The following is a 25929-nucleotide window of genomic DNA, read 5'->3' as shown; positions in this document are numbered from 1 at the left end:
TATTTTTTTAACTTCCCAAAAAGGGTAAAATATATTAAAGTAACGCGTATTTTTGCGCATTAATTGTTTCTTAATGAATATTCTACTTAAATATTTTCCAGAGCTGACTGATGAACAGCAAACAAGGTTTTTAAAGTTAAAAGAACTTTATACTGAATGGAATGCTAAAATCAATGTAATTTCTCGTAAAGATATTGAGTTCTTATATGAACGTCATGTACTGCATTCCTTGGGGATTGCTAAAATCCAGGAATTTAAATCTGGATCCCGAGTGCTGGATGTAGGTACAGGTGGTGGATTTCCTGGAATTCCATTGGCTATAATGTTTCCTGAAACTGAATTTTATCTTGTTGATGTGATTGCAAAAAAAATAAAAGTGGTTAATGAAGTGTCAGCAGCACTGGGACTTTCTAATTTGAGAGCAGAGCAAAGGAGAGCAGGAACTTTTGATGAGCGTTTTGATTTTATTGTTAGTCGTGCAGTTACTAACATGCCTGATTTTGTGAAATGGGTACGTAAGAATAGTGCAAAAAAGAGTCAACACGAGCGTACTAATGGGATTTTATATCTAAAAGGTGGAGATCTGACAGAAGAACTGGCTTTGTTTCCTAAGGCTATACAATATAATTTGTCTGATTATTTTGAGGAAGATTTTTTTGAAACCAAAAAAGTGGTATATCAACCACTGAAATATAAATTAAAATAATTGATTTTCTCTAAGCATCAGATTAGCTTAAAATAAAAGCTTTAAGAAACAGGACATATTTTTATCCTGCTTCTTAAAGCCTACTTGCTAAGATTAATTAAAATAAGTTTTGTTTATTGACTATTCACCAAGAAAAGGATATCTATAATCTATTGGAGTTACAAAAGTTTCCTTGATAGTACGCGGAGATACCCATCTTAATAAGTTAAGGTAGGAACCAGCCTTATCATTGGTTCCAGAGGCTCTTGCACCACCAAAAGGTTGTTGCCCTACAACAGCACCTGTGGGTTTATCATTAATGTAGAAGTTACCTGCTGCGTTTTGTAATGCTTTTGTTGCTTCTGTAGCTGCATAGCGATCTGTTGATAAAATTGCTCCTGTTAAAGCATATTCACTGGTTTCATCTATTAGTTTTAAAGTTTCCTCCCAGGCAGTATCTTCATAAACAAATATGGTAACTACAGGACCAAATAATTCTGTACACATGGTGGTGTATTTTGGGTCTTTTGTTACAATTACTGTAGGTTCAATAAAATAACCTTTGGATTTATCATATCCACCACCAGCAACGATTTCTGCATTTGTATCCTTCTTTGCCTGATCGATGTATTTTGTTAATTTATCAAAAGACCCTTCATGAATTACTGCAGTAATAAAATTACTCATGTCTTCTGGTGATCCCATCTTTAATGATGCGAGGTCAGCTATTAGATGTTTTTCTACATCAGCCCAACTACTTTTTGGAACATATACTCTGGAAGCAGCACTACATTTTTGCCCTTGGAACTCGAAAGCTCCACGTATAATGGCAGTAGATACTTGTTTTGTATTGGCGCTAGCATGTGCTAGAATAAAATCTTTACCACCAGTTTCTCCTACTATTCTAGGGTATGTTTTATACGTATGAATATTACTTCCAATTTTTGCCCAGATATCTTTAAACACATGAGTACTTCCTGTAAAATGAATTCCGGCAAAATCAGGACTTGCTAATATAGTATCTGTAATCATTACAGGATCTCCATAAACAACATTGATGACACCGTCTGGTACGCCGGCTTCTTTAAAAATATCTACAATAATTTTCGCAGAAAAAATCTGACTATCACTTGGTTTCCAAATAACGGTATTCCCCATTAGAGCGGCACTTGCAGGTAAATTACCCGCAATAGCTGTAAAATTAAATGGAGTGATTGCATATATAAAACCTTCTAGCGGTCTGTATTCTAGTCTATTCCATGCGCCAGAAGTAGAGGATGGTTGATCTTTATAAATTTGAGTCATAAATTCTACGTTGAAACGCAAGAAGTCTATAAACTCGCAGGCAGCGTCAATTTCTGCCTGAAAAATATTCTTTGATTGCGCTAACATAGTAGCAGCATTAATTTTAGCCCTGTAGGGTCCGGCAATCAGTTCTGCCGCTTTCAAGAATACAGCCGCACGTTGTTCCCATTCCAGATTTCCCCATTTTTTTCGGGCTTCTAGTGCAGTCTCAATGGCTTTCTGTACATGTTTCTTTTCAGCCTTATGATAAGTGCCTAAAATATGCTTATGGTCATGCGGAGGTGACATCGTAGCGGTATCGCCTGTTTTGATTTCTTCTCCATTAATATATAGAGGAATATCTATGGTAGTGTTGTGTAAATCTTTGTAGGTTGCTAGAACTTCCTTCCGCTCAGGTGTGCCAGGAGCATAGGATTTTACGGGTTCATTAATTGCCATTGGAACTTGAAAAAAACCTTTTCCCATAGTAAGACGCGTTATTTTAGTGAGTTAGTATTTTAAAAAGCAAAGATAGGAAATTATAAAGGGTACCATTTTTTTTAACCTTTTCTAAACATATAGGTTTTGTATTTTTTTTTTGTAAGTTGTGCAATATTACATCGACCCAAAAATATATGTGTACAGTAACGTTAAGTCCCCTGCAAAAAAATAGTTTTGTTTTAACCTCTAATCGGGATGAAGCTATAAATCGTAAAACATTATTGCCTGAATTTTATAAAGTAAATCAGACTAGAATGTTATTTCCTAAAGATGCAGTTGCAGGGGGTACGTGGATCGGGTTAAGTGATAATAATACCATGGTTTGTTTACTTAATGGAGGTTTTGAACTTCATAAAAGAAATACTTCATATAGTAAAAGTAGAGGGATTGTTGTTAAAGATTTGTTAGAAGCTAAAGATATAAAAAAAGCGATGGAGGCATATCTATTATCCGGCATAGAACCTTTTACTATTATTGCTGCTGATTGGCAGTCTGAATTAGCTTTTTATGAACTGGTATGGGATGGAGAAAAAAAGCATTTTAAAAAATTAGAGAATACAACGTATATCTGGTCTTCATCAACCTTGTATACTAGTGAGATGAAGACTAAACGAGAAGGATGGTTCCGTACCTTTGAGCAAAATAATGTATTAACATCAGATGTATTACTTGATTTTCATAAAAATGCGGGTATCGGAGATAAAAATATTGACCTACGGATTGATCGCGGATTACTAAAGACCAGGAGTATTACTCAGATTGTTAAAAATGAAGAAGAGGTTTCCATGCGTTATGAAAATTTGCAGGATCAAGAGGTGCATACAGTAGTTTTTGAAGCATTAACTGTGTAGCAAACCATCTTTTAGAGAGGGCTCTCTCCAGACTTAATAAGTTCTTTTATTCTAAAAAGTCTGCATTAAAATATCGTGATGCTTAAAAAGACAATTCAATACTTTTCAAAAAAATATTAATTTAAAAATTTGACGTGTGAATTACACGGGAAAAATAATATCTCTAGCCTTTCCGGATACTTTTGTTCGCTTTTCTGATGAGAAGTATGTAAACGACCTTTTACAACTTGTGGGTTTAGGAAAAAATGGAATTATTAAAGCGGGTCATGCTGCCTTGGTTTTGATAGAAAATAGTACTGGTAATGCTGATTATTTTGATTTTGGGAGGTATATAACACCTCCTGGAAAAGGAAGGGTGCGGAGTGCAAGTACAGATGTAGAATTAAAAATTCCTTTCAAAGCTCGATTTGCTGAAGATGGAACGCTGTCTAATGTTAAAGAGTTTTTACTATGGTTAGAGTCTCATCCTGAAAAAACACATGGTAGTGGTCGTTTAGTAGCTTCTGTATGTGATTATATTAACTATGATAAGGCGTTATCTTATGTGCTGGATTTACAAAGTAGGGGAAGTATACCTTATTCTACTTTCAGAAAAGAAGGAAGTAACTGCTCTAGAATTGTTACAGATACCTTGCTTGTAAGTACTGATGTGGCTAAAATACGAATACCTTTATTACGCAATAAATTGTTTACACCAAGTCCATTGGGTAATGTTCAAAAGGCTTCTATGGGAACTAAAATTTATCAGGTGGAGAATGGAGTTTTGCAAGCGTATCCAGCTTCTGTCTTTAAGGAGAATCTTACAAATTATTTTGATAAGAGAATTCCCGTATTGAATAAAAATGTTGATCCGCCTGAGTTAGCAAAAACTGCTCATTTTCTCTCTGGAATAGGTAGTAGTGCTTATTTTACAGTAAAGATGTCTGAAGTACAATCTTTGATGGAGATTTCTCGATATACTGAAAGTGGGGAAGAGGATTTTAGAGGGCTTTTCAAAGCTACATCTAAGTTTGATATTTCAAAAAAACATCAATTTACATATGATTCTCATTGTCAATATTGTCATATTAAGCAAGAGGATAAAATTATAAAATTAGAAGTTGTAAGAGTTATTAAACCAGCTTAGTTTAGTGCAAAAGGAGCACTTAGTTTGAAACTGGGTATCGCCACCATGAATTTCTTTGTAGATGTAAAATTAATCATATTGTAGTGACCCTTCATGGCTCCAAAAGGGGAGCTTAATAAGCAACCACTATTATATGTGTGTGATTCTCCGGGTTTTAACACAGGTTTTTTTCCTATGACGCCTTCGCCTTTCACAATTTCATGATTGCTGAGTGCGTCTTTTATTTCCCAATACCGAGAAGTGAGTTGTACAGAATCTTTACTCTGGTTTTCTATAGTTATGCGATACCCAAAGGCAAAATGAATCTTATAGTTCTTAAAGAACGTACCTTCAAAAGTGGTGTCCACTGAAATTTTGATGCCTCTGGTTATTTGTTGAACCATATTAAACTAATATAAAAAGATTGAAATGGAAAACATTAGGACTATTCCGATAGCTGCTAAGATAGAAAATAATATGTTCACTAACAGAAATTTAACAATAGTTTTGCCTACACTTTGTTGATAAAATCTTTTCATTGCCAGAAATAAATAGATTAAAAATAAAATGAATGCGATTTTATTAAAAATTTTAGCATCAAATAACCTACTTATAATCGTAGCAATACCAAATAATATAAAAAACAAGGTTTGTGTATGGAATATGAAGATCAAATGATCCATATAATTGAAGGGTCTTCGAACGTATAAAATCCAAATAGTAAGTGCAAAAATTGGTAAAAAGAAGAAGATAGATAAAGGTAGTTTGTTAAAAATAAATTTTAAAAGCTGGTCGCTGCCATCTTTGTCTTTCAGATCTGTTAATTTGATTGCTCTTTTGTATAAATAGCGTGTATAGTTGTTTTTTTTGTGCTTAAGGCTGTCTAGTGCAATATCCGGTGAAGTTGTTTCTGTCTTTACATAGTGATCACTATACATTTTTATTCGTTTCGAAATAGATCCGAAAACTGACATGGTATCTAATTGTTTTTCTGTATAATTAATGACTGTATCCTGATTTTCAAATGAGTTATAAAGGATAGGTTCATTACGTTCGTTTTCTGAAATTATTAAATGAGTACTATAAAATATGATAAAAAATATAATAGAAATGCTTAAATAAAACCGAAAGGGATTGGTGTATTTGACTCGTTTGCCATCTATATATTCTCTCGAGATTTTACCTGGTTTAAATAATAAAGAAGCCATGGTATGCCTCAATCTGGAATCGTAGGAAAATAAATTGGAAAAATATTCAATAAAAAAATCCTGTAAGGATAATTTTTTTGTGGTGTTAATTTGACCGCATTGATGACAATATCTATCAATTTCTTCTAGTGGAACTTGACAATTAAGGCATTCGGCACCTCTGTATTTTTTAAGAAACCTCCCCTTTTGATTCATTAATGATGATTAATGTAATTTGCGGTAAAAATAATGATGTTTTAGAATTTGACACAGTCGTGTTGAAAATAAACTAAATCTTGTTCATTTATACGTGACTAATAAGTGGTTGTTTAATAAATGATTTATGATTAATTAGATATATTGATAGAGCTTCCGGTGCCCTTTCCGATAACTCGGTCATAGCGAGCTGCAGGGGCTCTGTAGTATACAAGTACCACATATTCATTTTCTGTTTCATCAAAATTACCACTAATAAATCCCGGGTCTATAGTTCCATCAGGTTTTACTAATACATATTTATAATTGTAGAATCCTTGCTTAAATAAACGTTTCGTAGTATATACTTTTTTTATTTCGTCGAATGTTAATTTTGTGGATTCATCGAAAGTGTAATTGTTAAAATTACCATATAAATGAATTTCTCCTCCACCTAATGGTTCGTAGCACTCTAAAGAAAAATGTATCCAGACATAATCTGCTTGCGTATTACTATCATCTGCGCGTAAATTTCTTACCACAAAACTACCATTGATATCTGGGTTATATGTATAGTTTCTATTAGCTCTTACTACATCCGGATATAGATAATTATGATAGATGTCCAGTAATTCAGCTCGTTTTATATTTGCTGTTGCTGATCTTATTTCTTTGTTGTCAAAAAAAAGAAATTCATTTCCTCCATAAAAACTGGATTCTACATCATATTTATACATTAATTTATTGGCAATCGTAAATTGAGGTACTAAATCGGTGATTGCTTGATTTAGATCATTATTTGGTATGACTAAGGTTTTTACAGTTCGATTAGGGTTTTTTAAAATTTCACTGGAAGATTCTATTTCGAATTGTACTGATTGTTTTGTATTGATATATTTTAAATCTCTCGATCGCTTAGTAAGAACTTTTACAGTTGCGATATTTTCATAGACAATAAATTTTCTTGAAAATACCATTTCATCATCATCATTGTAAATTTCGATGATATAATTTCCACTTACTTTAAAACCTTTTGTGTCCTCATTGGGTATTTCTAAAATATAATTGCTATAAAGTTGTAAGGTGTTAAATGAATTTTCATAATTAGGAATCCTTATATCGTCAAAGCCATTTAAATATTCATTTCTATACAGGGGAGAAGGGGTCCAATCAAAGTTATAGTGAGCTATTTTATAATAATAGTCTGCTTCATCTCCATTAACATCATCAAACCTAATACTAAGTTTTTGACCAAGTTGAAGGATAGGTGTTCCTGAGAATTCAGATTCGCCAAATAACTGAATTGTTCTGATGTAATCAGGAGGGCTTTTTTCTTTTACAATTTCTTGTGCTAAGCAATAGGATGACAGGATAATAAATAATCCAAAAAACCCTAATATTTTTTTTGTTTTTTGCAACATAAAGACAATAGTTAATGCTGTAAAGATAAACAAAGTATATGCCGAAATAATTTACTATATTTAATAAGTAAAAAAAATAGCTATTTAGAACCAGTATAAATAAAATCTTATAACGGTAGTGACTTTTTCTTACGTGTTTTAATTATTAAATTTGCTCGATTTTTTTAGTTAATAAAATAGACTACACATATGTCAAAAGACATTCGTATCAGAAAAGGCTTAGACATTAAGCTTGTTGGTGAAGCAGAAAAAGTTACTGTGGATGCTATCAAAAGTAATGTATATGCAATTAGACCTGATGATTTCCATGGTATCGTTCCAAAAGTGCTTGCTAAAATTGGTGCGGAGGTTAAAGCTGGAGATCCGCTTTTCCATTCAAAATCTAAGGAACAGATGCTTTTTCCTTCTCCAGTAAGTGGAGAAATTGTAGAAATTCTTCGCGGTGCCAAGAGAAAAATTTTATCTTTCAAGATATTGGCTGACAAAGAACAGAAGTATACTGATTTTGGAGTGAAAGATGTGCAGGCAATGAATAGTGAAGAGATAAAGTCGCATCTTTTAACTGCTGGATGCTGGCCCTTCATAAAGCAGCGTCCGTATGATGTAATTGCTAATCCAGATGTTGCTCCAAAGGCTATTTTTGTTTCAGCATATGACACAGCACCTCTGGCAGCAGATTGTGATTATGTTTTGTCAGGCAAAGAAAAAGAGCTTCAGGCAGCTGTGCACGCACTTAGCAAGTTAACAGCTGGACAAGTACATGTTTCGATCAATAAAAAAGGAAATTCACCCTTTTCTGATCTAAAAAATATTGTTTTACATACGCTTAGTGGACCACATCCAGTAGGAAATGTAGGCGTGCAAATATCAAAAGTAAGTCCGATTAATAAAGGAGAAGTCGTTTGGGTGGTAAGTCCAAATGACTTAGTGATTATAGGAGAGTTACTTTTAACTGGTAGGTTCAATGCAGAACGCACTATTGCATTAGCTGGTTCATCCATAAAGAAACCAAAATATTATAAAACTAAAATAGGAACAGAAGTTTCTACGATCATATATGATGGAGGAGTCAATGAAGATAATATTAGAGTTATTAGTGGAAATGTGCTCACCGGTAATAACGTAAAACCTGATGGTAATTTAGGATACTATCATACCAGTATCACAGTAATTCCAGAAGGAAATGATTATGAGTTTTTTGGTTGGAATAAGCCTGTATTTAATAAAATATCACCTTCCAGAGCATTGACATTTTCTTGGTTATTCCCTAATAAAAAATATAAATTAGATACCAATACAAATGGTGAACACCGTGCTTTTGTGGTAACTGGAAATTATGAAGAAGTCTTTCCGTTAGATATATATCCGCTTCAATTGCTTAAAGCTTGTGCGGTTAATGATCTTGACGCTATGGAGCAATTAGGTATGTATGAGGTAGCACCAGAGGATTTTGCTTTAACAGAATTTGTTTGTGTTTCTAAGCAACCACATCAGGAAATGATACGAGAAGGATTAGATTTAATGTTAAAAGAAATAGGATAGGCTATGAGCTTGAAAAATAAATTACATGAATTAAAGCTTAAGTATAAGGATAAAAAAATGGCGCCTGCATTTAATGCATTCCATACTTTTTTATACTTACCAAATGAGACTACACATTCTGGAGCGCATGTGCGTGCTGCGGATGATCTTAAACGTACTATGAATACGGTAATTATCTCATTAATACCGTGTTTGATTTTTGGTATGTTTAATGCCGGTTATCAGCACTATGCTGCTTTAAACGGATTTCCTCAAAATTTTTCTGTTCTTGAACACTTTTTGACTTGGGATAATCTGGTAATCGGAGCTTGGACCATACTACCTTTAGTTATAGTCTCTTATGGTGTAGGTCTGGGAGTAGAATTTTTATTTGCTGTGATTAAAGGGCATGAAGTAGAAGAAGGTTATTTAGTAACAGGGATGTTAGTTCCTCTTATCGTACCTGTTGATATTCCACTTTGGATGCTTGCCATTGCTGTAATTTTTGGAGTTGTCATTGGTAAAGAAGTATTTGGAGGAACTGGAATGAATATCTTAAATCCAGCCTTGACAATAAGAGCATTTTTGTTTTTTGCGTATCCTACTTGGATGTCAGGAGATAAAGTTTGGGTTCACGGAGCAGTAGAAAGAACTAATGAAATAGCAGCAGGATCACAATTAGATGCAATGTCTGGAGAAACAATCTTAGGTAGTCTCGCCCAAAGCAACCCTGTACAGTTTAGTTATGCAGATATGTTTAATGGATTTATTCCTGGTTCTGTAGGAGAAACTTCTACATTACTTATTTTATTGGGCGCGGCATTTTTAATATATACAAAAGTTGCAAGCTGGAGAATTATAATAAGCGGTTTTGCAGGAGCAGCTATTATGGGATTAATTTTTAATGGCGTTGTAGATGCTGGATGGATTACAGAAACGAGCAAGTTTTACGGATTAATGAGTACACCGTTTTGGCAACACTTGATTATTGGTAGTATCGCTTTTGGTGTTGTGTTTATGGCTACAGATCCTGTTTCTGGATCACAAACCAATAAAGGAAAGTGGATTTATGGTTTTTTAATAGGATTCATTTCAATACTGATTAGGGTGTTTAATCCTGCTTATCCGGAAGGGGTATTCTTAGCAATACTTCTTATGAATGTTTTTGCACCTACAATTGATCATTATGTGGTACAGGGTAACATCAAAAAGAGAATGAAACGTTTAAAACTTAAAACGGCTTAGTCATGGCGATTAATACAGATAAAAACTCATATACAATCATCTTTGCTATCGTTATGGTATTAGTGGTTGGATCATTGTTAGCTGGAACGGCTTCGATGTTAGATAAAGATATTAAAGCAAATAAACGTACAGAGAAACAACAGAATATTTTATTTGCAATGGGTGTTACAGATCCGGAAGATCCTAATGAATTTGTTTCTGCAGAAGAAGCAGAAGAACTTTTTACTAAGTATTTTGGTGAAGAGCAGTATATTATTACAGGAAATACTGCTACTAAAACTACCGATGCTTTTGATGTAGAAGTGAAAAAAGAAAACGATAAAGTAAAGCAAGATCCTTCTTATGAAAGAAAGTTGCCTTTGTTCATAGGTAAGAAAGACGGACAAGAATATTATGTAGTACCGATGAGAGGAAATGGGCTTTGGGATGCAATTTGGGGATACGTTTCTTTGGATAAAGAATTTGAAACTGTAAAAGGAGCATTTTTTGACCATAAAGGTGAAACTCCCGGGTTAGGTGCTAATATTAAGGAAGCCTATTTTAGGGATGATTTTATAGGAGAACGTATTCTTGATGCTTCCGGAAATTATAAAGGAATTACCGTAAAGAAAGGAAATGCAGATCCAAAAAATACAAGAAAGGATGATAATGCTGTAGATGCTATGGCTGGAGCAACGATCACTGGTGATGGTGTAACAGCAATGGTGAAGAACGGAATCAGAATGTATCAACCTTATTTCAAAACTTTAAATAAATAGCAAATGGCCGAAGTAAGCACAGAAGAAGTGAAAGTTAAAGAGCCAAAAGAGCCTTTATTTTCAAAGAAAAACAGGAAATTATTAACAGATCCGTTAACGGATAATAATCCAATTACAATACAAGTATTAGGGATTTGCTCCGCATTAGCAATTACAGCTCAGTTAAAGCCCTCTATTGTAATGGCAATTTCTGTAATTTTTGTTTTAGGAATAGGAAACGTAGTAATTTCATTAATGAGAAATATTATTCCTTCTAAAATTAGGATTATTGTTCAGTTGATTGTTGTAGCTACTCTGGTAATTATTGTGGATCTGGTTTTGAAAGCATTTGCATACACTTTAAGTAAAGAACTTTCTGTATTTATTGGATTGATTATAACCAATTGTATAATTATGGGACGTTTTGAAGCGTACGCTTTAGCTAATGGACCCTGGAAATCATTTCTGGATGGAATAGGAAATGCTGCAGGATACGGTTTATTACTAATTATTGTTGCATTTTTTAGAGAATTATTAGGTTCTGGTACACTATTCGGATTTGAAGTATTTGGGAATGCAATTGATAAAACTGGATTATACGCTTATGGATATGAAAATAATGGATTTATGGTATTAGCCCCTATGGCTTTAATTACTGTAGGAATTATTATTTGGATTCAGAGAAGCAGAAATAAAGCATTAATAGAAGATCACTAGATACAGTTCACAGTTGTTAGTTGATAGTTATAAGTAAGAATGTGCTATCAACAATCAATAGTCAACTAAAAACTAATTATACAATGGAATATTTAGAATTATTTTTAAAATCAATCTTTATTGATAATATGGTATTTGCATTCTTCTTAGGAATGTGTTCATATTTAGCTGTATCTAAAAAGGTGTCAACAGCAGTTGGGCTAGGAGCAGCTGTTATATTTGTCTTAGCTATTACAGTGCCTTTGAATTTTTTACTGGACAAGTACATTCTTAGAGAAGGAGCACTGGCATCATGGCTAGGGCCAGAGTATATTGAGTATGACCTGAGCTTTTTAACATTTATTTTATTCATTGCAACGATAGCAACGATGGTGCAATTAGTAGAAATAATTGTAGAGAAATTTTCACCATCTTTATATAATTCTTTGGGTATATTTTTACCATTGATAGCAGTTAATTGTGCTATTTTAGGAGGATCATTATTTATGCAACAAAAAGAGTTTGCAACGATTTCTCATGCAGCTGTTTATGGAGTGGGATCTGGTATAGGATGGTTTCTTGCTATTCTTGCGATTGCAGCTATTAGAGAGAAAATACGTTATTCTAACGTACCTGCACCATTAAGGGGACTTGGAATTACATTTATACTTACAGGTCTAATGGCTATCGGATTTATGAGTTTCGGTGGTATGTTGACAGGTGGAGATGAAGAAGAGAAAAAAGAACAGAATACTGTTCAGGTAGAAGAAAAAACTGCTAAAGAAGTAGCAGAAAATACTAACGTTTCAATACATTAATTTATATGATATTTTTAGCAGCATCTACAATTGGAACAATTGTTATTACCATTATTTCATTTTTGGTCTTAACATTAATATTGGTTGGAATTTTATTATTTGCAAAAGATAAACTATTACCCTCAGGACCTGTCAAGATTACAATTAATGGAGAAAAAGAAATTGAAGTAGCTTCAGGAGGAACATTGTTATCTACATTAGGAAATCAAAAGATATTTTTGCCATCGGCTTGTGGTGGCGGTGGAACTTGTATTCAATGTGAATGCCACGTATTAGAAGGTGGAGGAGAAGCATTACCTACAGAGACACCTCATTTCTCTCGTAAAGAGTTAAAGCATGGAGCACGTTTAGCTTGTCAGGTAAAGGTAAAGCAAGATATGAATATACAGATTCCGGAAGAAGTATTTGGGATCAAGAAATGGGAAGCAGAAGTAGTTCGTAACTATAATGTAGCTTCTTTTATTAAAGAGTTTGTGGTGCGTATACCTGAGGATATGGGATATAAAGCAGGTGGGTATATTCAAATCGAAATTCCTCCTTGTGAAATTAAATATGCTGATATGGATATTACTGCACATCCTGAAGAGCATGAGACTCCGGATAAATTTCAGAAAGAATGGGATAAATTTGGATTATGGCCATTGACGATGAAAAATACTGAAACTGTAGAGCGAGCATATTCTATGGCGTCTTATCCTGCAGAAGGTATGGAGATTATGCTGAATGTTCGTATCGCTACTCCACCTTGGGATAGAGCTAAAAATGGATGGATGGATGTAAATCCAGGTGTTGCTTCTTCTTATATTTTTGCACAGAAACCTGGTGATAAAGTAACTATTTCTGGTCCATACGGAGAGTTTTTTATCAATGAATCTGAAGCAGAAATGTTATACGTTGGTGGTGGTGCTGGTATGGCCCCAATGAGATCACATTTATATCACCTATTTAAAACATTAGAAACGGGTCGTAAAGTTACATATTGGTACGGTGGTCGTTCTAAAAGAGAATTATTTTACTTAGATCACTTTTATGATTTAGATAAAAAGTTTCCTAATTTTAATTTCTATTTGGCACTTTCTGAACCTTTAGAAGAGGATAACTGGAAAGTTAAAAATGACTTAGATGATGATGGAGATGGTTTTGTAGGATTCGTTCATAATTGTGTGATTGATAATTATCTTAGTAAACATGAATCTCCAGAAGATATAGAATTATATTTCTGTGGTCCTCCATTAATGAATAAAGCTGTTCAGAAAATGGGTGAAGACTTCGGAATTCCTGATGAAAATATTAGATTTGATGACTTTGGAGGTTAAAAATTAACTGAAAGGTAATCATTAATATATAGTAAAAAACCGATGCAATTAATTGTATCGGTTTTTTTACTATATAGGTAAAACTAGATTGAAAAAAAATCTATGAAGAAGTTTTGGATTCTTATAGTTACCGTTGTTATATTGATAGTTGTATTATTGGTAAAGAATACAATAGTGGGTACTATGACGCTTAATGTGGTTAAGGGGGTTACAGGTATGGGAAACTCAGTTCCTGTATATATTAATATAAAAGGAGAGACGATCGTATCGAGAGTTTTAATCCCTGAGGGTTATAGACGAATTACTTATGCTAAAAATTCATTTCAGGAGTATCTTAGAACCTATAAGGTAAAAGAGTACGGATCACCTATTATTAATTATGATCATACTAAATATTTTGCTCAGCACTGGCATGATGCTATTTTAGATATTCCGGTTCCAGAAAATGGATTGCAACAATGTGCAGACGTATTAATGAGGATAAGAGCAGAATATCTATGGGATCAACATAGAAAAGATGAGATAGGTTTTAACTTTACTTCTGGTCATCATTGTTCTTGGAAAGGTTATGCAGCAGGATACAGGCCTAAAATCAATGGAAATAAAGTTACATTCCATAAAACAGCAACTTCCAATCATTCTAAGGAGAATTTTTATAAATATTTGAATTTAATTTATACATATGCAGGTACATTGTCACTTTATCAGGAACTGTCAAAAGTGAATATAGATGATCTGACCATAGGGGATATGTTAGTAAACCCTGGTACTCCGGGTCATATAGAAATAATTGTTGATGAAGTTGTCGATGATCAAGGGGGTAAATTGTTTCTGTTAGCACAGGGTAATACACCTGCACAGAATATTTGTTTGCTAAAGAATTTTGAAGATGCGGATCTTTCACCATGGTATCAATTTAAACAAAACGAAACGATCTATACCCCCAGCTATTATTTTAAGGAAGGGCAGTTTATTCGGTTTAAATAAATTTCAATCAATATTTAGAATTAAAAATTCAACGACTATCTTTGTATTTCTATGGCAAGAAAACTTACAAAACAAGAGCTTCATAATCTAGCAATGAATATTGTTGGTACAGAACTAGAAAAAGAAGGTTTTGAGTTTATCGCAATCAATAGTACATTGGGTAAGCATCCACAATTTGTTTGTATTGATTCTTCTAATCAACGTTATTTTGTATTAGTAAAAGCGATAGCCTATCCCGATAATCCACATAATTATGATATGGTCTGGATGGAAGCTTTTAAAAAACACGCTAGAGAACAAGAAGCCAAAGTATATTATGCTGGAGTAGGTCTGCAAAATGCAGTGAATCCTAACCAACCTGTTTTTTTGAATGAGGACTATACATTGGAGTATGCTGGATTACAATTGATAGAAACACATCTTAATTGAACTAATAATATGTATCAATTTTCAATTTTTTTTTTGTTAATAATAGGTTTGTTTTCTTGTAATAGAGACCCTGTTATTCATACTAATTATGTAAGTGGAAATGCATTTGGAACTACCTTTTCTGTTCAATATATGGATAAAAAACAGATAGATTTTACCAAATCATATGATAGTTTAATTACTGTGATTAATACCTCTATGTCTACATATCAAGAGGATTCTGATATTTCCAGAATTAATAAAGGAGATTCATTAGTGGTAGTGGATGATCATTTTCAGAAAGTTTTTAATGTTTCAAAAAGAATTCATAAAGAGACTAATGGGGTATTTGATCCTACTATTGGCGTTTTAGTTAATGCTTGGGATTTTGGACCTCAAGGAAATGTAAAAGCATTAGATAGTCTAAAAATTGATAGTTTATTGTTATCCGTTGGATTAGATAAAGTGCATATTAAGAATAATAAAATAGTAAAGGAAAAGAGGAATACATTTATAGATTTTAATGCTTTAGCAAAAGGATATGCCGTAGATGTATTTGCTGAATTTTTAGAATCCAGAGGAGCTGAACATTATTTGGTAGAAATTGGTGGTGAAATCAGAGGGAAAGGAATTAATAAAGCGAAGCAAAAGCCATGGCAAATTGGAGTAGAAGATCCCAATTTTGATCAAACCCAATCGTATAGCAAAGTGATTTCTTTACAAAATGAGGCTATGGCGACTTCAGGTAGTTATCGAAAGTTTAAAGTAGATGTAGATGGAAATCGGTACGCTCATATCATTAATTCTAAAACAGGATATCCTCATCAATCTCATTTATTAAGCGTATCGGTGATTGCAACATCGTGTATGGAAGCAGATGCCTATGCTACAGCTTTTATGTCTATGGGGTTAGAACAGTCTAAACGGTTTTTGACTACTCACCCTGAGTTAAAGGTGTATTTTATTTATGAAAGTAAGGAAAAGGAATTACGGACGCTTTCTGTAAATGATTTCCCTGAAAATTAGTTGCTTTTGCAATCAAATATTTTAGTATCTAATAAATTTGACATTTAATCATTAGAATTTCTCGAGACTCTACCTCGGGTCTAGTGCATATAATCAAGAGAAAGAAGTCTTGTTTCCTGATTCTTGTAGTAAAGTCGTTTTGTTTTTTAAGCTTTATATTCTTGGGTCGAAAACCTCCATTTGTAGATGCTTTTTTAACATAGTCTGAATCATTATCTACAAGGTAGTTCTATATGCAAGAATAATATCAAGAAATTCCTCATAAATTAGTTATAGACTGTATTTATTCTTATTCACTCATTCATATTGATCTTACCCTCATTTTTACTTTTAATGATTTTAAAACCTATTTATTTTTAGGAGAGCTTTAAAAAAAAGGATACTATAGGAAAGTCAAGACGTTACATTTTAAATTTTATTCGTCTTTTGAATTGAATGCCGTTTTGTTTCTATCTATCATGCTAGTATTAAATCCTTATGATGCTTTTTTACTAAATCTTGTTTTATTTAATAATGGAATGAAAATTGTTAATACTTAAACAGGGGTAAAATCAACTAATTAATTCTTAAAATCATTACTATGGGGTATGTTAATGAAATCAAGATTTTCAATGGTATTATAGCGGGGGATCAAAAAATTTTAAATTTATTTTATGAGAAAAATTTTACTACAGTTCATAGTTTTATCATTCAGAATTCGGGGAATGAAAGTGACTCAGAAGATATCTTTCAAGATGGATTCATTATTTTATACAAACAACTAAAATCCGATTCATTTCATATTGATTGTTCAATCCATACATATTTTTATGGGATATGCAAAAACGTATGGATGAATAGATTAAGAAGAAAATTTAAGGTGATCTGTTGTGGTGCTATTGATAAGCTAATCATAAAGATTGAACAACAAAGTGTTGATCTTGCAGAAATAGATGAAAAAGAGCTCTTGTACAGAAAACATTTCTTAAAGCTTACTTGTAAATGTAAAGAGGTACTTACTTCCTTTTTTGATGGAAAAAGTATGAAGGAAACAGCTTTGGCAATGCAATGTTCTGAAGGATATGCTAGAAAGAATAAATTCGAATGCAAGAAGAATCTGATTCAAATGATAGAGAATGATCCTGTATATAAAGAATTGGCACTCATCTCCAAAAGTGATGATGTAAAAAAAATAGTTATTTAAACATGCTCTATAGCAAGAAAATTATTGTGACTTATTTTTTTGTGTAGAAGGATATAGTGTTGAAGTAGATAGTGTTGTAAAGAATTTTTATCTGGAATTTTCTACCGTATGGAGTTAATTGCAGAGTACAACTAAGATGTCCTATTTATAACAAACCGGGATAATTTCTCCTGGAGCTAAGCAATATTTAATAACTTCTTCTGAGGATAACATTTTTGTAAAGTCTACTTCCTCCACTTTAAATCCTATTGACCTTAACTTATCAAAATAATCTCTTCCATATACACGTACGTGATCATATTGTCCAAATATTTTAGCCCGTTCCTTTGCATCCGTAATACTGTTGTCTTCAAAAGTAGATGCCCTATCCAGATCTTGTGGAATTTGCAAAATAGCCATACCTTCAGGTTTTAAAATGCGTAAGATTTCTTTCATAGCCTTAGTATCATCCGGAATATGTTCTAATACGTGATTGCAGAAGATCACATCATAGGTGTTAGAAGAAAAGGGTAAATCACAAATATCAGCTTTTACATCTGCTAATGGCGAATTAAGATCAGTGGTGGTGTAGTCCAAGTGCTTTAATGCTCTGAATCTTTTATAAAAAGCTTGCTCTGGAGCAAAATGTAATACCTTAGCGGGAGTTGTGAAGAAGTCTGTCTTCTTCTGTAAGAATAGCCAGAGTAAACGATGCCTTTCTAAGGATAACGTAGAAGGAGAGAGTACATTATCCCTTTGGTTTCCATAGCCATAGGGTAAAAATTTAGAAAAACTTCTTCCATCAATAGGGTCGGTGTATTTTTTTCCTTTTAGTATGAAAGCAAGTATTGGAGTTGCCAGATAACTCAATCGGATAAGCAATGGCCTGGGGATTGTATTTAATATGAGTTTAAAAATTTTTTTCATTGAATCTCTGTGCCTTGCTGTGTCTTTGTATAGAATTCTGCGAAATAATTAATTAGAATATTATACGGCTAGTAGTTCTTGTCTAAACGCATCTTCCTCATCTGATTCAATACCCAGTGCCTGATAAATATATTTGAAAGTAGAAAGAATTTCCGGTTTTCCATCTATAATAGCTACGTCATGTTCAAAATGCGCACTTGGTTTTTTATCTGCGGTTAAGATTGTCCATCCATCGCTTAATTGCTTGATACGATGTGTTCCTAGATTGGTCATTGGTTCAATGGCAACTACCATACCTTCTATAAATTTTTTTCCTTTACCACGACGTCCATAATTAGGCATTTCTGGATCTTCGTGCATCTTGCGACCTAATCCATGTCCAACCAGTTCTCGTACAACTCCATAACCTGCATCTTCCGTGAATTTCTGGATCGCATAGCCAACGTCACCTACTCGCTTTCCTATTTTTAATTCTGCAATACCCACATAAAGAGATTCTTTAGTGATTCTTAATAATTCGGATACTTCTGGAGCAATTTCTCCTACCGCAAAGGTATACGCATGATCCCCGTAAAATTCATTCTTTAATGCACCACAGTCAATTGAGATGATGTCTCCTTCTTCTAATGGGGTGTGATTAGGAATTCCATGTACAACCTGTTCATTTGGACTCATACATAAGGTATTAGGAAAATCATAGAGCCCTAAAAACCCTGGGACAGCTCCATGGTCTCTTATGAATTCTTCAGCAAGTTTATCTAAATGCATAGTAGTAACTCCTGGTTTTACTTCAGAAGCCAGCATACCAAGTGTCTTAGAGACTATAAGTGCACTTTCACGCATTAATTCAATCTCTTCACGTGTTTTTGGAATAATACTCATAATATCACAATTAATGTTGGCAAATTTACAAAGAATAATGATAGATATTCTTGGTTCGATAGAACTATAAAAAATATTTTCTAATGAATATGTTTTGGTATACTTATCAATTGTATATGTAATGTAAAAAGTGTTTTGGAAAGGGATATGTTGAAAATAAATGATCCTGATCTCGTGATTAATTTAACTTAGCTTTAATAAACTAAAAATAGTTTTTTTACATATTAGCGCATTTTTGATGAAACACTTTTTAAATAGATTAGAGATGAGAACCCAAACACATAAACAAAAAAAGTATGTAACTGCCACCTTATTATTAATATTTCTTATTAACGGAAGCATTTATGCTCAGGGTGCTCGTTTTGCGATCAAAGGAGGAATTAATTTTAGTAACCAAAAAGGTGACATTGAATCTTTTAACTCCTTAGGTTTTATAGATGATACAGAAACGAGTATTGGATGGCAATTAGGGTTACTATTAGAGACCCCGATAGAAAATAGCCAATTTTCTTTACAACCTTCTTTATTACTGATAAAGAAAGGATATCAATATAAAAGAAATAATTCAATCTTTGATTTTGAAATAAAATCAAACCCTTTGTATATTCATGCGCCTATTCCTGTTATTTATAATTTTAATATAGGAAGAATTCCATTGTTTGCTGGAGTAGGTCCGTATCTAAGTTATGGTATAGGAGGGAAGGTAGATTCAACCGGTGATGTTATTGATGTTGACTTTACAACAGATGATACTATAAGTTGGGGTAACGATATTAATGAGGATTGGTATAGGCCTTTTGATTGGGGATTAATTTTTACAACTGGAGTTAAATTGGATAGGTCTTTTCAGGTTGATATTGCCTATGAAATTGGAGCAGCTAATATTTTACCAGATGGAGATGATAACAATTATATACGTAATAGATCTTTTACACTTAATTTCGCATATTTTTTTAAATAGTATAATGTATCAACAAGCAAAACATCCCTGAAAATAATTTTCAGGGATGTTTAATACAAGCGTATATCTATATGTTTGTTTATTTCAATAAAGAATGCTGTGTCATAGCTTTTGGTTGGTTTATTCCCATAAGATCGAGTATTGTAGGAGCAATATCTCCTAATACCCCATCTTTTATCTCGATTCGTTCATCATCTATCAGAATTACCGGTACAGGGTTGGTAGTATGTGCGGTATGCGGTGATCCATCAGGATTAATCATAGTTTCGCAATTACCATGATCCGCTATAAGAATGGTTGTATATCCATGTTTTAGTCCTGCTGTAACTACATCTTTTGTGCAAATATCAACAGTTTCACAAGCTTTTATAGCAGCATCCATATCACCAGTATGACCTACCATATCACCATTTGCAAAGTTGAGACAGATAAAATCTACTTCTTCTTTCTCTAATTCTGGTATGAGCGCATCTCTTAATTCATAAGCACTCATTTCTGGTTGAAGATCATAAGTGGCTACTTTTGGTGAATTTCTCAGAATTCTGGACTCACCTGTAAAAGGTGTTTCCTGTCCACCAGAAAAGAAAAAGGTCACATGTGGATACTTTTCAGTTTCCGCAATTCGAATTTGTTTTTTACCAGCTTTTGATATTACTTCTCCTAAAGTTTCAGTAATATTATCTTTATTGTAGATAACTTTAATATCATTAAAGTTTTCATCATAGTTTGTTAAGGTTACATAATAAAGCTTCAGCTTATGGGTATTATATTCATGCATATCATTTTGTGATAGCATTTCAGTAAGTTCACGACCTCTATCGGTTCTGAAATTAAAGAATAGAACTACATCATCTTCTTTGATTGTAGCAATAGGAGCATTATTTTCCTGTGCTATAATAGGCTTAATAAATTCATCTGTTACATCCTTATCATAATTAGATTGTATGCTGGATAATATATCAGAACTTTTTTCTCCAATACCGTGGACTACAAGATCGTAGGCTAGTTTAACACGATCCCATCTTTTATCTCGATCCATTGCATAATACCTGCCAACAACAGAGGCAACTTTACCTGTGGTTGTTGCCATGTGTTTCTGTATTGATTGTATATGACTTTTTCCTGATTTTGGGTCTACATCACGGCCATCTGTAAATGCATGAAGGAATACATTTTCCAATCCAAAAGAATTGGCTGCGTCTAATAATCCTTTTATGTGTTCTACATGTGAATGAACTCCACCATCACTTACCAGTCCAAGTAAATGTATATTTTTGTTATTGTTTTTTGCATAGGTAAAAGCGTCTACCAGTACTTGCTCATCTTTTAATGTGTCATTTTGTATTGCTAGATTAATCTTAGCAAGATCTTGATAAACGATTCGTCCGGCTCCCAGATTCATATGTCCTACTTCACTATTCCCCATTTGTCCCTCTGGCAATCCCACGTGTAATCCATCCGTGCGTAAAGAAGCATTAGGATATGTATTATATAAACTATCTATATAGGGAGTTTCTGCGTTATCGATTGCGGATACTTTAGGATCTGGAGACGTTCCCCATCCGTCCAGAATCATTAAGATTACTTTTTTGTTCATGTACTTTGACAATTAAAAATGTTTATGTAATGCTTTTTAATTTATAGAAGTAATTGGTTTTCTATAAATTAAAAATCAAAAATACAATATCAGAAACAAGTACCCAAAAAACCAAAATTATCATTGGGTTATTTCTGCTTCTTGTCTAAAAATTACAATCAATTTTCTGTAAAATCATCAAACCTTTGGTCGAAGTGAAGCTAATAATGAGTTATTCGTACTTTTTACCCATTTTCTTCCTTAATTATATAATTATTATGACAAAGTGTATTTTGCTGATTAAGAATGGAAAAAGAGATAGGAATTTGAAATTTCAAAAAATATCTTTTTTTGTTTAACTTATTGTTTTTAATTCATTTACAAAGGTTAAAATTAAGTTATTGTCATTATCAAGTGTAACAAATTACAGTGTGTAAAGGTCATATAGTTGTAATAATTTAACTTTTAAATTCACAACATCATGAAAAAAACAATTGTAATCGCATTGATGATTTTATTCATCGCACCTGTTAGCTTTGCTATGAACAAGCAAACCACTATGAATACCTTTACTCAAGAACTTGCCACAAAGAAACTAAGTCCTTTCTGTATGGCAATAGTAAAAGGAGATCTGGAAACTGTTAAAAAATTTATTGAACTTGGTAGTGATGTCAATGAATCATCAGAAGGTATGACACCATTAATGTATGCAGCTCGTTATAATCGCTTAGATATTATGAGAGTATTGATAAACGAAGGGGCTAAAATTAATGTAAAAAGTGGTCAAGGGTTTACAGCAATGAAATATGCTAAATTATCGAATGCTAGCGAGGCTGTTGCTTTATTAAAAGAACTGTCTTAAATCGTAGAACATTTTTTTAACTTAAAAACTTCGCTTACTCATCACAAGCGGAGTTTTTTTATTGTTCTTTTTTATAGTGTTTGATAGCATCTCTGATTTTCGCCATTTTATTTTCAGGATTAGGATGAGTGTTTTTAAGAATAATAATACGATTAGGATTTGTGGTATTTTTAAGAGTTTTCATAATTTCTATCAATTCTTGTGGATTATAGCCAGCATTGATCATAAATTGTATTGCTAATTTGTCACTTTCTAATTCATCAAGTCTACTATTGTCTAAAAGAACATTTTGATCAATTTCCTTTGTTAAACTTCCAAAATCTGTATCTACAGATGCATTAGCAGAAATCGTTTTCCAATATGCATGTTTGGCAATACGCTCTGCAGAGTGCCGTCCTAAAACGTGCCCGATTTCGTGTCCAAGTATACCCGCTACCTGATCTTCATTATCTAATTTAGAGAGTAAAGCATAGGTTATAAATATTTGCCCTCCAGGTAATGTAAAAGTATTGATACAGGTAGGATCCGCTAATAAATGAAATTCATATTTATATGGACTGTTTTTTGCTATACTTGCGTTCACAAGTGTATTGCCAATCCGATCTATATAATCTTGAAGATTTTTATCAGGATATAAGCCTCCATACTGTTGTATTATTTCGGGTGCGCTTTGTAATCCAATCGCAATTTCCTGATCGGTAGATATATTTATATCCTGTGCTCTATCCGTATAAGGATTGTGTGTTTTATTACTGCACTTAGTAACAGAAGCAAACACTACAATCGCTAATCCTAAAAATATACTTATTTTTAAACCACCTTGTCTCATACAAATTCTTGTAAATTCAATAAAAGGATATCAGGTATCTTTATTGTGTATGATTCAGAATAAAGAAATTTTATCAGAGCAAGCGCAATAATAAAGATTGAACTGTTTTTTGTTTTAATGATTGGGAAAGCTATATTATTTTTTTAGAAAAATTTGGGTAAAATAAAGCCTTCCGTCTTCATCTTTTAATGCAGCTACTCCAGAATGAGTATAATCACCTTCAATATTTTTTTTATGATCTTCACTATTTAGCCAACTGTCTAATACAGTTGCTGCACCGCTTTGAAATTTAGCTACATTTTCTGCGAAAAAGCGAGCATTTTCTTCTTCTTGTAACACAACAATGCGATTATTGAATCCATCATGATTAATTTCATTAATTGATATCATGTAGGCTGTGTGTGCTTTAGCCAACTCAGCAGCGGTTTCATTGTTTTCTAATTCTGATAAACCAATACTTTCTCTGTGTTCATTAACAAGTGTAAGAATTTCTTCAGAAATCGTCATTTCTTCAGTGGAACTAACCATTTCAAGTTCTGAGGTTTCTGTAACATCTTCATCTGAACAGGATACCATCAAAGATAATAACATCAGGATGGGTAAATAAAATTTTATATTTTTCATATGTATAGGGGCTTAGTTAACATATAACTTATAGAAATTGTTTTTAGTATGTCTCATTTTAATTTATACAAACAAGGGAAACCAAGGTGTATTGGCTACAATAATTCAGGATTTATATCCAATACATTTTCATTCATATATTGTTGAATAAAATCTGAAGTAAAATTAGAACTCCCCATAAGGATCGTCTTTTGTAATTCGGTTTTAATATCAAGTTTTTTAAACTCGTTGAGCATCGGTATAGAGGAAGGAGCATAAGAAAAATGCCATGGTTCATATTTAAATCCTTTTCTGCCTTTTTTATTTGTATAGACAAGATGAAAACCATAATCACTAGCATTATGATCCATCCATGTTTTAAATCTGGTAAAAGGGCCATCATCGTGAAAATGCTTTGTTAAAAGTACATCTCTGGGTTGTTTGACACTACCATCAACAATGTCTAAATCTGTACCCCAATGATGACGAGAGGTACCGGGAATAGTAGAGTATTCTATTATTTTATGGATCGCTTTAATAGGCGATAGTCCATTAGCAGTATATCGTTCATACTTACGCTCCCAGATACGGTTCTGGTGTGCATAATCCCTATAACTAGAAACAACTTTAAGTTTAATATCCTGTTTTAAAGCTGCGCTTTTCATTTTTAAAAAAGCCTGATGTGCTTTTTTACGTAGTTTATATCCTTCACCAACCAGTATGGGGTTTCCTTTTCCCATAAGATCATCTTTACTCAATTTAGATTGGAAGTGCGAAAATGACACTGAAGATAACCCAACTAATCCTGCGGTACTTAGTTGAATAAATTTTTTTCTTTGCATAATCAAAAACAATTAAATGTTGTGGTAGTAATAAACTAATTAAACAAAAAATGCTTTTGTAATTTAAGAAAATAAAACGATACCCCACAACGATCAACTAATTTATTGTTATGGTGTATCGTTTCAAAAAAATATTAAATATGCAGTAAGATAAGTTTAAGAAAGTATCCCATCAACAATACCGTATTTTAAAGATTCTTTAGCATCCATCCAGTAATCGCGATTAAAGTCTTTCATTACTTTGTCATAATCCTGGCCACAATTGTCTGCCAAAATCTTAGCGCTTAATTCCTTTGTTTTTACAATTTCTGAAGCTTGTATTTCGATATTAGAAGCCTGACCTCTGGCGCCACCACTGGGCTGGTGAATCATTACTTTTGCATGAGGTTGGATAAACCTACGTCCTTTTTCTCCTACACTTAATAGTATAGATCCCATAGATGCCGCTAATCCACTACAGATTGTGGACACTGGACTTTTTAGCGCTTTTATGGTGTCGTACATTGCAAATCCAGAAGTAACATAGCCACCAGGACTATTAATATATAATTTGATTTCTTCATTACTGATTGTGTCCAGATATAATAACCGGTCTATAACATGCTTAGCAGATTTATCATCTACCTGTCCCCAAAGAAAGACACTGCGTTCTTCTAAAAACTTTTTATCTATTATATCCTGAATTTTTCCTGATTTATCCTTCATCTTTTGAATTTTTTTCTAAATAAACTTAGCAACTCTATTGAATTATTTATAATCTTTTAGATCTACTATGTTTTTATGATTTCTTTTTAAATAGAAGTTAAAAGTATAATTATTTTTGCAGAAATAACGAAATACTTCATAACAAATTCTATACATCTACATATGAATCTAATATTTAACAAGATTTTAAAACCTGATTTTAGCAGTGCTTTACCGCTCATTCAAAAATTAATGAATAATCAGTTTACAGATGAATTACTATTAGACCGTTTTTCAGAAATGTTTGATCAGAATTACGAATGTTGGGGAGTTTATTTAGAGGATGAGTTAATTGGTGTTTTTGGATTATGGTTTATGACTCGTCATTATGTAGGTCGTTCTTGCGAACCTGACCATGTGTATATAGATGACGTCTATCGTAGTAAAGGAATAGGGAAGAAGGTGTTTAGTTGGATCTATGAATATGCAAAAAGAAGAGGGTGTGAAGCCTCAGAGTTAAATAGCTATGTTGCAAACTATCCTTCTCATAAATTTTATCTTAACGAAGGATATGAAATCTGGGCACATCATTTTGTGAAAAAACTGTAGCCTTGTATT

Annotated in this window: 27 protein-coding genes; 16 read left to right on the top strand and 11 right to left on the bottom strand. The window is 32.9% G+C overall.

Features of this window, described 5'->3' with window-relative positions; translation table 11 throughout:
- The first annotated feature begins 73 nt into the window (after window positions 1–73).
- Window positions 74–706, top strand: a complete 633-nt coding sequence (gene rsmG, locus ABD816_RS02470) for a 16S rRNA (guanine(527)-N(7))-methyltransferase RsmG (protein WP_344924406.1) — start codon at window positions 74–76, stop codon at window positions 704–706.
- Between the two features lie 120 nt (window positions 707–826).
- Here the strand turns inward: rsmG and pruA are convergent, their stop codons facing one another.
- A complete protein-coding gene (gene pruA / locus ABD816_RS02465; RefSeq protein WP_344924404.1) occupies window positions 827–2455 on the bottom strand; it encodes an L-glutamate gamma-semialdehyde dehydrogenase in 1629 nt (542 codons plus the stop codon).
- Window positions 2456–2604: 149 nt separating this feature from the next.
- Between pruA and ABD816_RS02460 the strand changes: the two genes are divergently transcribed.
- Both ABD816_RS02460 and ABD816_RS02455 read left to right on the top strand, forming a co-directional pair.
- The gene (locus ABD816_RS02460; protein ID WP_344924402.1) at window positions 2605–3321 is read left to right on the top strand and encodes an NRDE family protein; all 717 of its coding nucleotides are present in this window, start codon (window positions 2605–2607) and stop codon (window positions 3319–3321) included.
- A 136-nt stretch (window positions 3322–3457) separates the two neighbouring features.
- Complete coding sequence (locus tag ABD816_RS02455; RefSeq protein WP_344924401.1) at window positions 3458–4447, top strand: DUF6695 family protein; 990 nt, start codon at window positions 3458–3460, stop codon at window positions 4445–4447.
- Here the strand turns inward: ABD816_RS02455 and apaG are convergent.
- From apaG to ABD816_RS02440, 3 genes are all read right to left on the bottom strand, one after another.
- The gene (gene apaG, locus ABD816_RS02450; protein WP_344924398.1) at window positions 4444–4830 is read right to left on the bottom strand and encodes a Co2+/Mg2+ efflux protein ApaG; all 387 of its coding nucleotides are present in this window, start codon (window positions 4828–4830) and stop codon (window positions 4444–4446) included. The two genes, ABD816_RS02455 and apaG, sit on opposite strands and share 4 nt — an antisense overlap.
- Window positions 4831–4836: 6 nt before the next feature.
- Entirely contained in the window at window positions 4837–5829 is a 993-nt protein-coding gene (locus ABD816_RS02445) for a DUF3667 domain-containing protein (protein WP_344924396.1), read from the bottom strand.
- 131 nt (window positions 5830–5960) lie between these two features.
- Window positions 5961–7229 (bottom strand): type IX secretion system plug protein, encoded by a 1269-nt coding sequence (locus ABD816_RS02440; protein WP_344924394.1) that lies wholly within the window; start codon window positions 7227–7229, stop codon window positions 5961–5963.
- 189 nt (window positions 7230–7418) lie between these two features.
- Between ABD816_RS02440 and ABD816_RS02435 the strand changes: the two genes are divergently transcribed.
- From ABD816_RS02435 to ABD816_RS02390, 10 genes are all read left to right on the top strand, one after another.
- Entirely contained in the window at window positions 7419–8771 is a 1353-nt protein-coding gene (locus tag ABD816_RS02435; protein ID WP_344924392.1) for a Na(+)-translocating NADH-quinone reductase subunit A, read from the top strand.
- A gap of 3 nt (window positions 8772–8774) precedes the next feature.
- Window positions 8775–9995: an NADH:ubiquinone reductase (Na(+)-transporting) subunit B gene (locus ABD816_RS02430; RefSeq protein WP_344924391.1), complete on the top strand. Its 1221-nt coding sequence runs from the start codon at window positions 8775–8777 to the stop codon at window positions 9993–9995.
- Between the two features lie 2 nt (window positions 9996–9997).
- Window positions 9998–10753 (top strand): Na(+)-translocating NADH-quinone reductase subunit C, encoded by a 756-nt coding sequence (locus ABD816_RS02425; protein WP_344924390.1) that lies wholly within the window; start codon window positions 9998–10000, stop codon window positions 10751–10753.
- A gap of 3 nt (window positions 10754–10756) precedes the next feature.
- A complete protein-coding gene (locus tag ABD816_RS02420; protein ID WP_344924389.1) occupies window positions 10757–11449 on the top strand; it encodes an NADH:ubiquinone reductase (Na(+)-transporting) subunit D in 693 nt (230 codons plus the stop codon).
- 83 nt (window positions 11450–11532) lie between these two features.
- Entirely contained in the window at window positions 11533–12246 is a 714-nt protein-coding gene (gene nqrE / locus ABD816_RS02415) for an NADH:ubiquinone reductase (Na(+)-transporting) subunit E (protein WP_344924387.1), read from the top strand.
- Between the two features lie 8 nt (window positions 12247–12254).
- Window positions 12255–13562, top strand: coding sequence for an NADH:ubiquinone reductase (Na(+)-transporting) subunit F (nqrF, locus tag ABD816_RS02410; protein ID WP_344924518.1), 1308 nt, complete (start codon window positions 12255–12257; stop codon window positions 13560–13562).
- Between the two features lie 102 nt (window positions 13563–13664).
- The gene (locus ABD816_RS02405; RefSeq protein ID WP_344924385.1) at window positions 13665–14549 is read left to right on the top strand and encodes a DUF4846 domain-containing protein; all 885 of its coding nucleotides are present in this window, start codon (window positions 13665–13667) and stop codon (window positions 14547–14549) included.
- 51 nt (window positions 14550–14600) lie between these two features.
- Window positions 14601–14978: a Na(+)-translocating NADH-quinone reductase subunit F gene (locus tag ABD816_RS02400; RefSeq protein ID WP_344924383.1), complete on the top strand. Its 378-nt coding sequence runs from the start codon at window positions 14601–14603 to the stop codon at window positions 14976–14978.
- A gap of 9 nt (window positions 14979–14987) precedes the next feature.
- Window positions 14988–15983 (top strand): FAD:protein FMN transferase, encoded by a 996-nt coding sequence (locus tag ABD816_RS02395; protein WP_344924381.1) that lies wholly within the window; start codon window positions 14988–14990, stop codon window positions 15981–15983.
- Between the two features lie 580 nt (window positions 15984–16563).
- Window positions 16564–17166, top strand: coding sequence for an RNA polymerase sigma factor (locus ABD816_RS02390; RefSeq protein ID WP_344924380.1), 603 nt, complete (start codon window positions 16564–16566; stop codon window positions 17164–17166).
- A 141-nt stretch (window positions 17167–17307) separates the two neighbouring features.
- On the opposite strand, the gene ABD816_RS02385 is transcribed toward ABD816_RS02390, so the two are convergent.
- A complete protein-coding gene (locus tag ABD816_RS02385; protein ID WP_344924378.1) occupies window positions 17308–18072 on the bottom strand; it encodes a class I SAM-dependent methyltransferase in 765 nt (254 codons plus the stop codon).
- A 60-nt stretch (window positions 18073–18132) separates the two neighbouring features.
- Window positions 18133–18954: a type I methionyl aminopeptidase gene (map, locus tag ABD816_RS02380; protein ID WP_344924376.1), complete on the bottom strand. Its 822-nt coding sequence runs from the start codon at window positions 18952–18954 to the stop codon at window positions 18133–18135.
- A gap of 265 nt (window positions 18955–19219) precedes the next feature.
- Between map and ABD816_RS02375 the strand changes: the two genes are divergently transcribed.
- The gene (locus ABD816_RS02375; protein WP_344924374.1) at window positions 19220–19915 is read left to right on the top strand and encodes a porin family protein; all 696 of its coding nucleotides are present in this window, start codon (window positions 19220–19222) and stop codon (window positions 19913–19915) included.
- Window positions 19916–19994: 79 nt separating this feature from the next.
- Here the strand turns inward: ABD816_RS02375 and gpmI are convergent, their stop codons facing one another.
- A complete protein-coding gene (gene gpmI, locus ABD816_RS02370; protein WP_344924372.1) occupies window positions 19995–21512 on the bottom strand; it encodes a 2,3-bisphosphoglycerate-independent phosphoglycerate mutase in 1518 nt (505 codons plus the stop codon).
- A gap of 460 nt (window positions 21513–21972) precedes the next feature.
- Here gpmI and ABD816_RS02365 point away from each other — a divergent pair, with 460 nt between their 5' ends.
- The gene (locus ABD816_RS02365; protein ID WP_344924370.1) at window positions 21973–22353 is read left to right on the top strand and encodes an ankyrin repeat domain-containing protein; all 381 of its coding nucleotides are present in this window, start codon (window positions 21973–21975) and stop codon (window positions 22351–22353) included.
- Window positions 22354–22411: 58 nt separating this feature from the next.
- Here ABD816_RS02365 and ABD816_RS02360 read toward each other — a convergent pair whose 3' ends face one another.
- The 4 genes from ABD816_RS02360 to ABD816_RS02345 all read right to left on the bottom strand — a co-directional run bounded on the left by ABD816_RS02360 (window position 22412) and on the right by ABD816_RS02345 (window position 25332).
- Window positions 22412–23182, bottom strand: a complete 771-nt coding sequence (locus ABD816_RS02360; protein ID WP_344924368.1) for a M48 family metalloprotease — start codon at window positions 23180–23182, stop codon at window positions 22412–22414.
- A gap of 135 nt (window positions 23183–23317) precedes the next feature.
- Window positions 23318–23773 carry a CAP domain-containing protein gene (locus tag ABD816_RS02355; protein ID WP_344924366.1) on the bottom strand — a complete coding sequence of 152 codons (456 nt, stop codon included), beginning with the start codon at window positions 23771–23773 and terminating at the stop codon, window positions 23318–23320.
- Between the two features lie 128 nt (window positions 23774–23901).
- Window positions 23902–24627 (bottom strand): M15 family metallopeptidase, encoded by a 726-nt coding sequence (locus tag ABD816_RS02350; protein ID WP_344924364.1) that lies wholly within the window; start codon window positions 24625–24627, stop codon window positions 23902–23904.
- A 156-nt stretch (window positions 24628–24783) separates the two neighbouring features.
- A complete protein-coding gene (locus ABD816_RS02345; protein WP_344924362.1) occupies window positions 24784–25332 on the bottom strand; it encodes a ClpP family protease in 549 nt (182 codons plus the stop codon).
- Between the two features lie 162 nt (window positions 25333–25494).
- Between ABD816_RS02345 and ABD816_RS02340 the strand changes: the two genes are divergently transcribed.
- Entirely contained in the window at window positions 25495–25920 is a 426-nt protein-coding gene (locus tag ABD816_RS02340) for a GNAT family N-acetyltransferase (protein WP_344924360.1), read from the top strand.
- The last annotated feature ends 9 nt before the right edge of the window (window positions 25921–25929 follow it).

Origin of the sequence: Aquimarina addita (genome assembly GCF_039539305.1) — a bacterium.
GTDB classification, from domain to species: Bacteria; Bacteroidota; Bacteroidia; order Flavobacteriales; family Flavobacteriaceae; genus Aquimarina; species Aquimarina addita.
The sequence above is the reverse complement of the archived record's forward strand: the minus strand, read 5'-3'. Positions and strand labels throughout refer to the sequence as shown.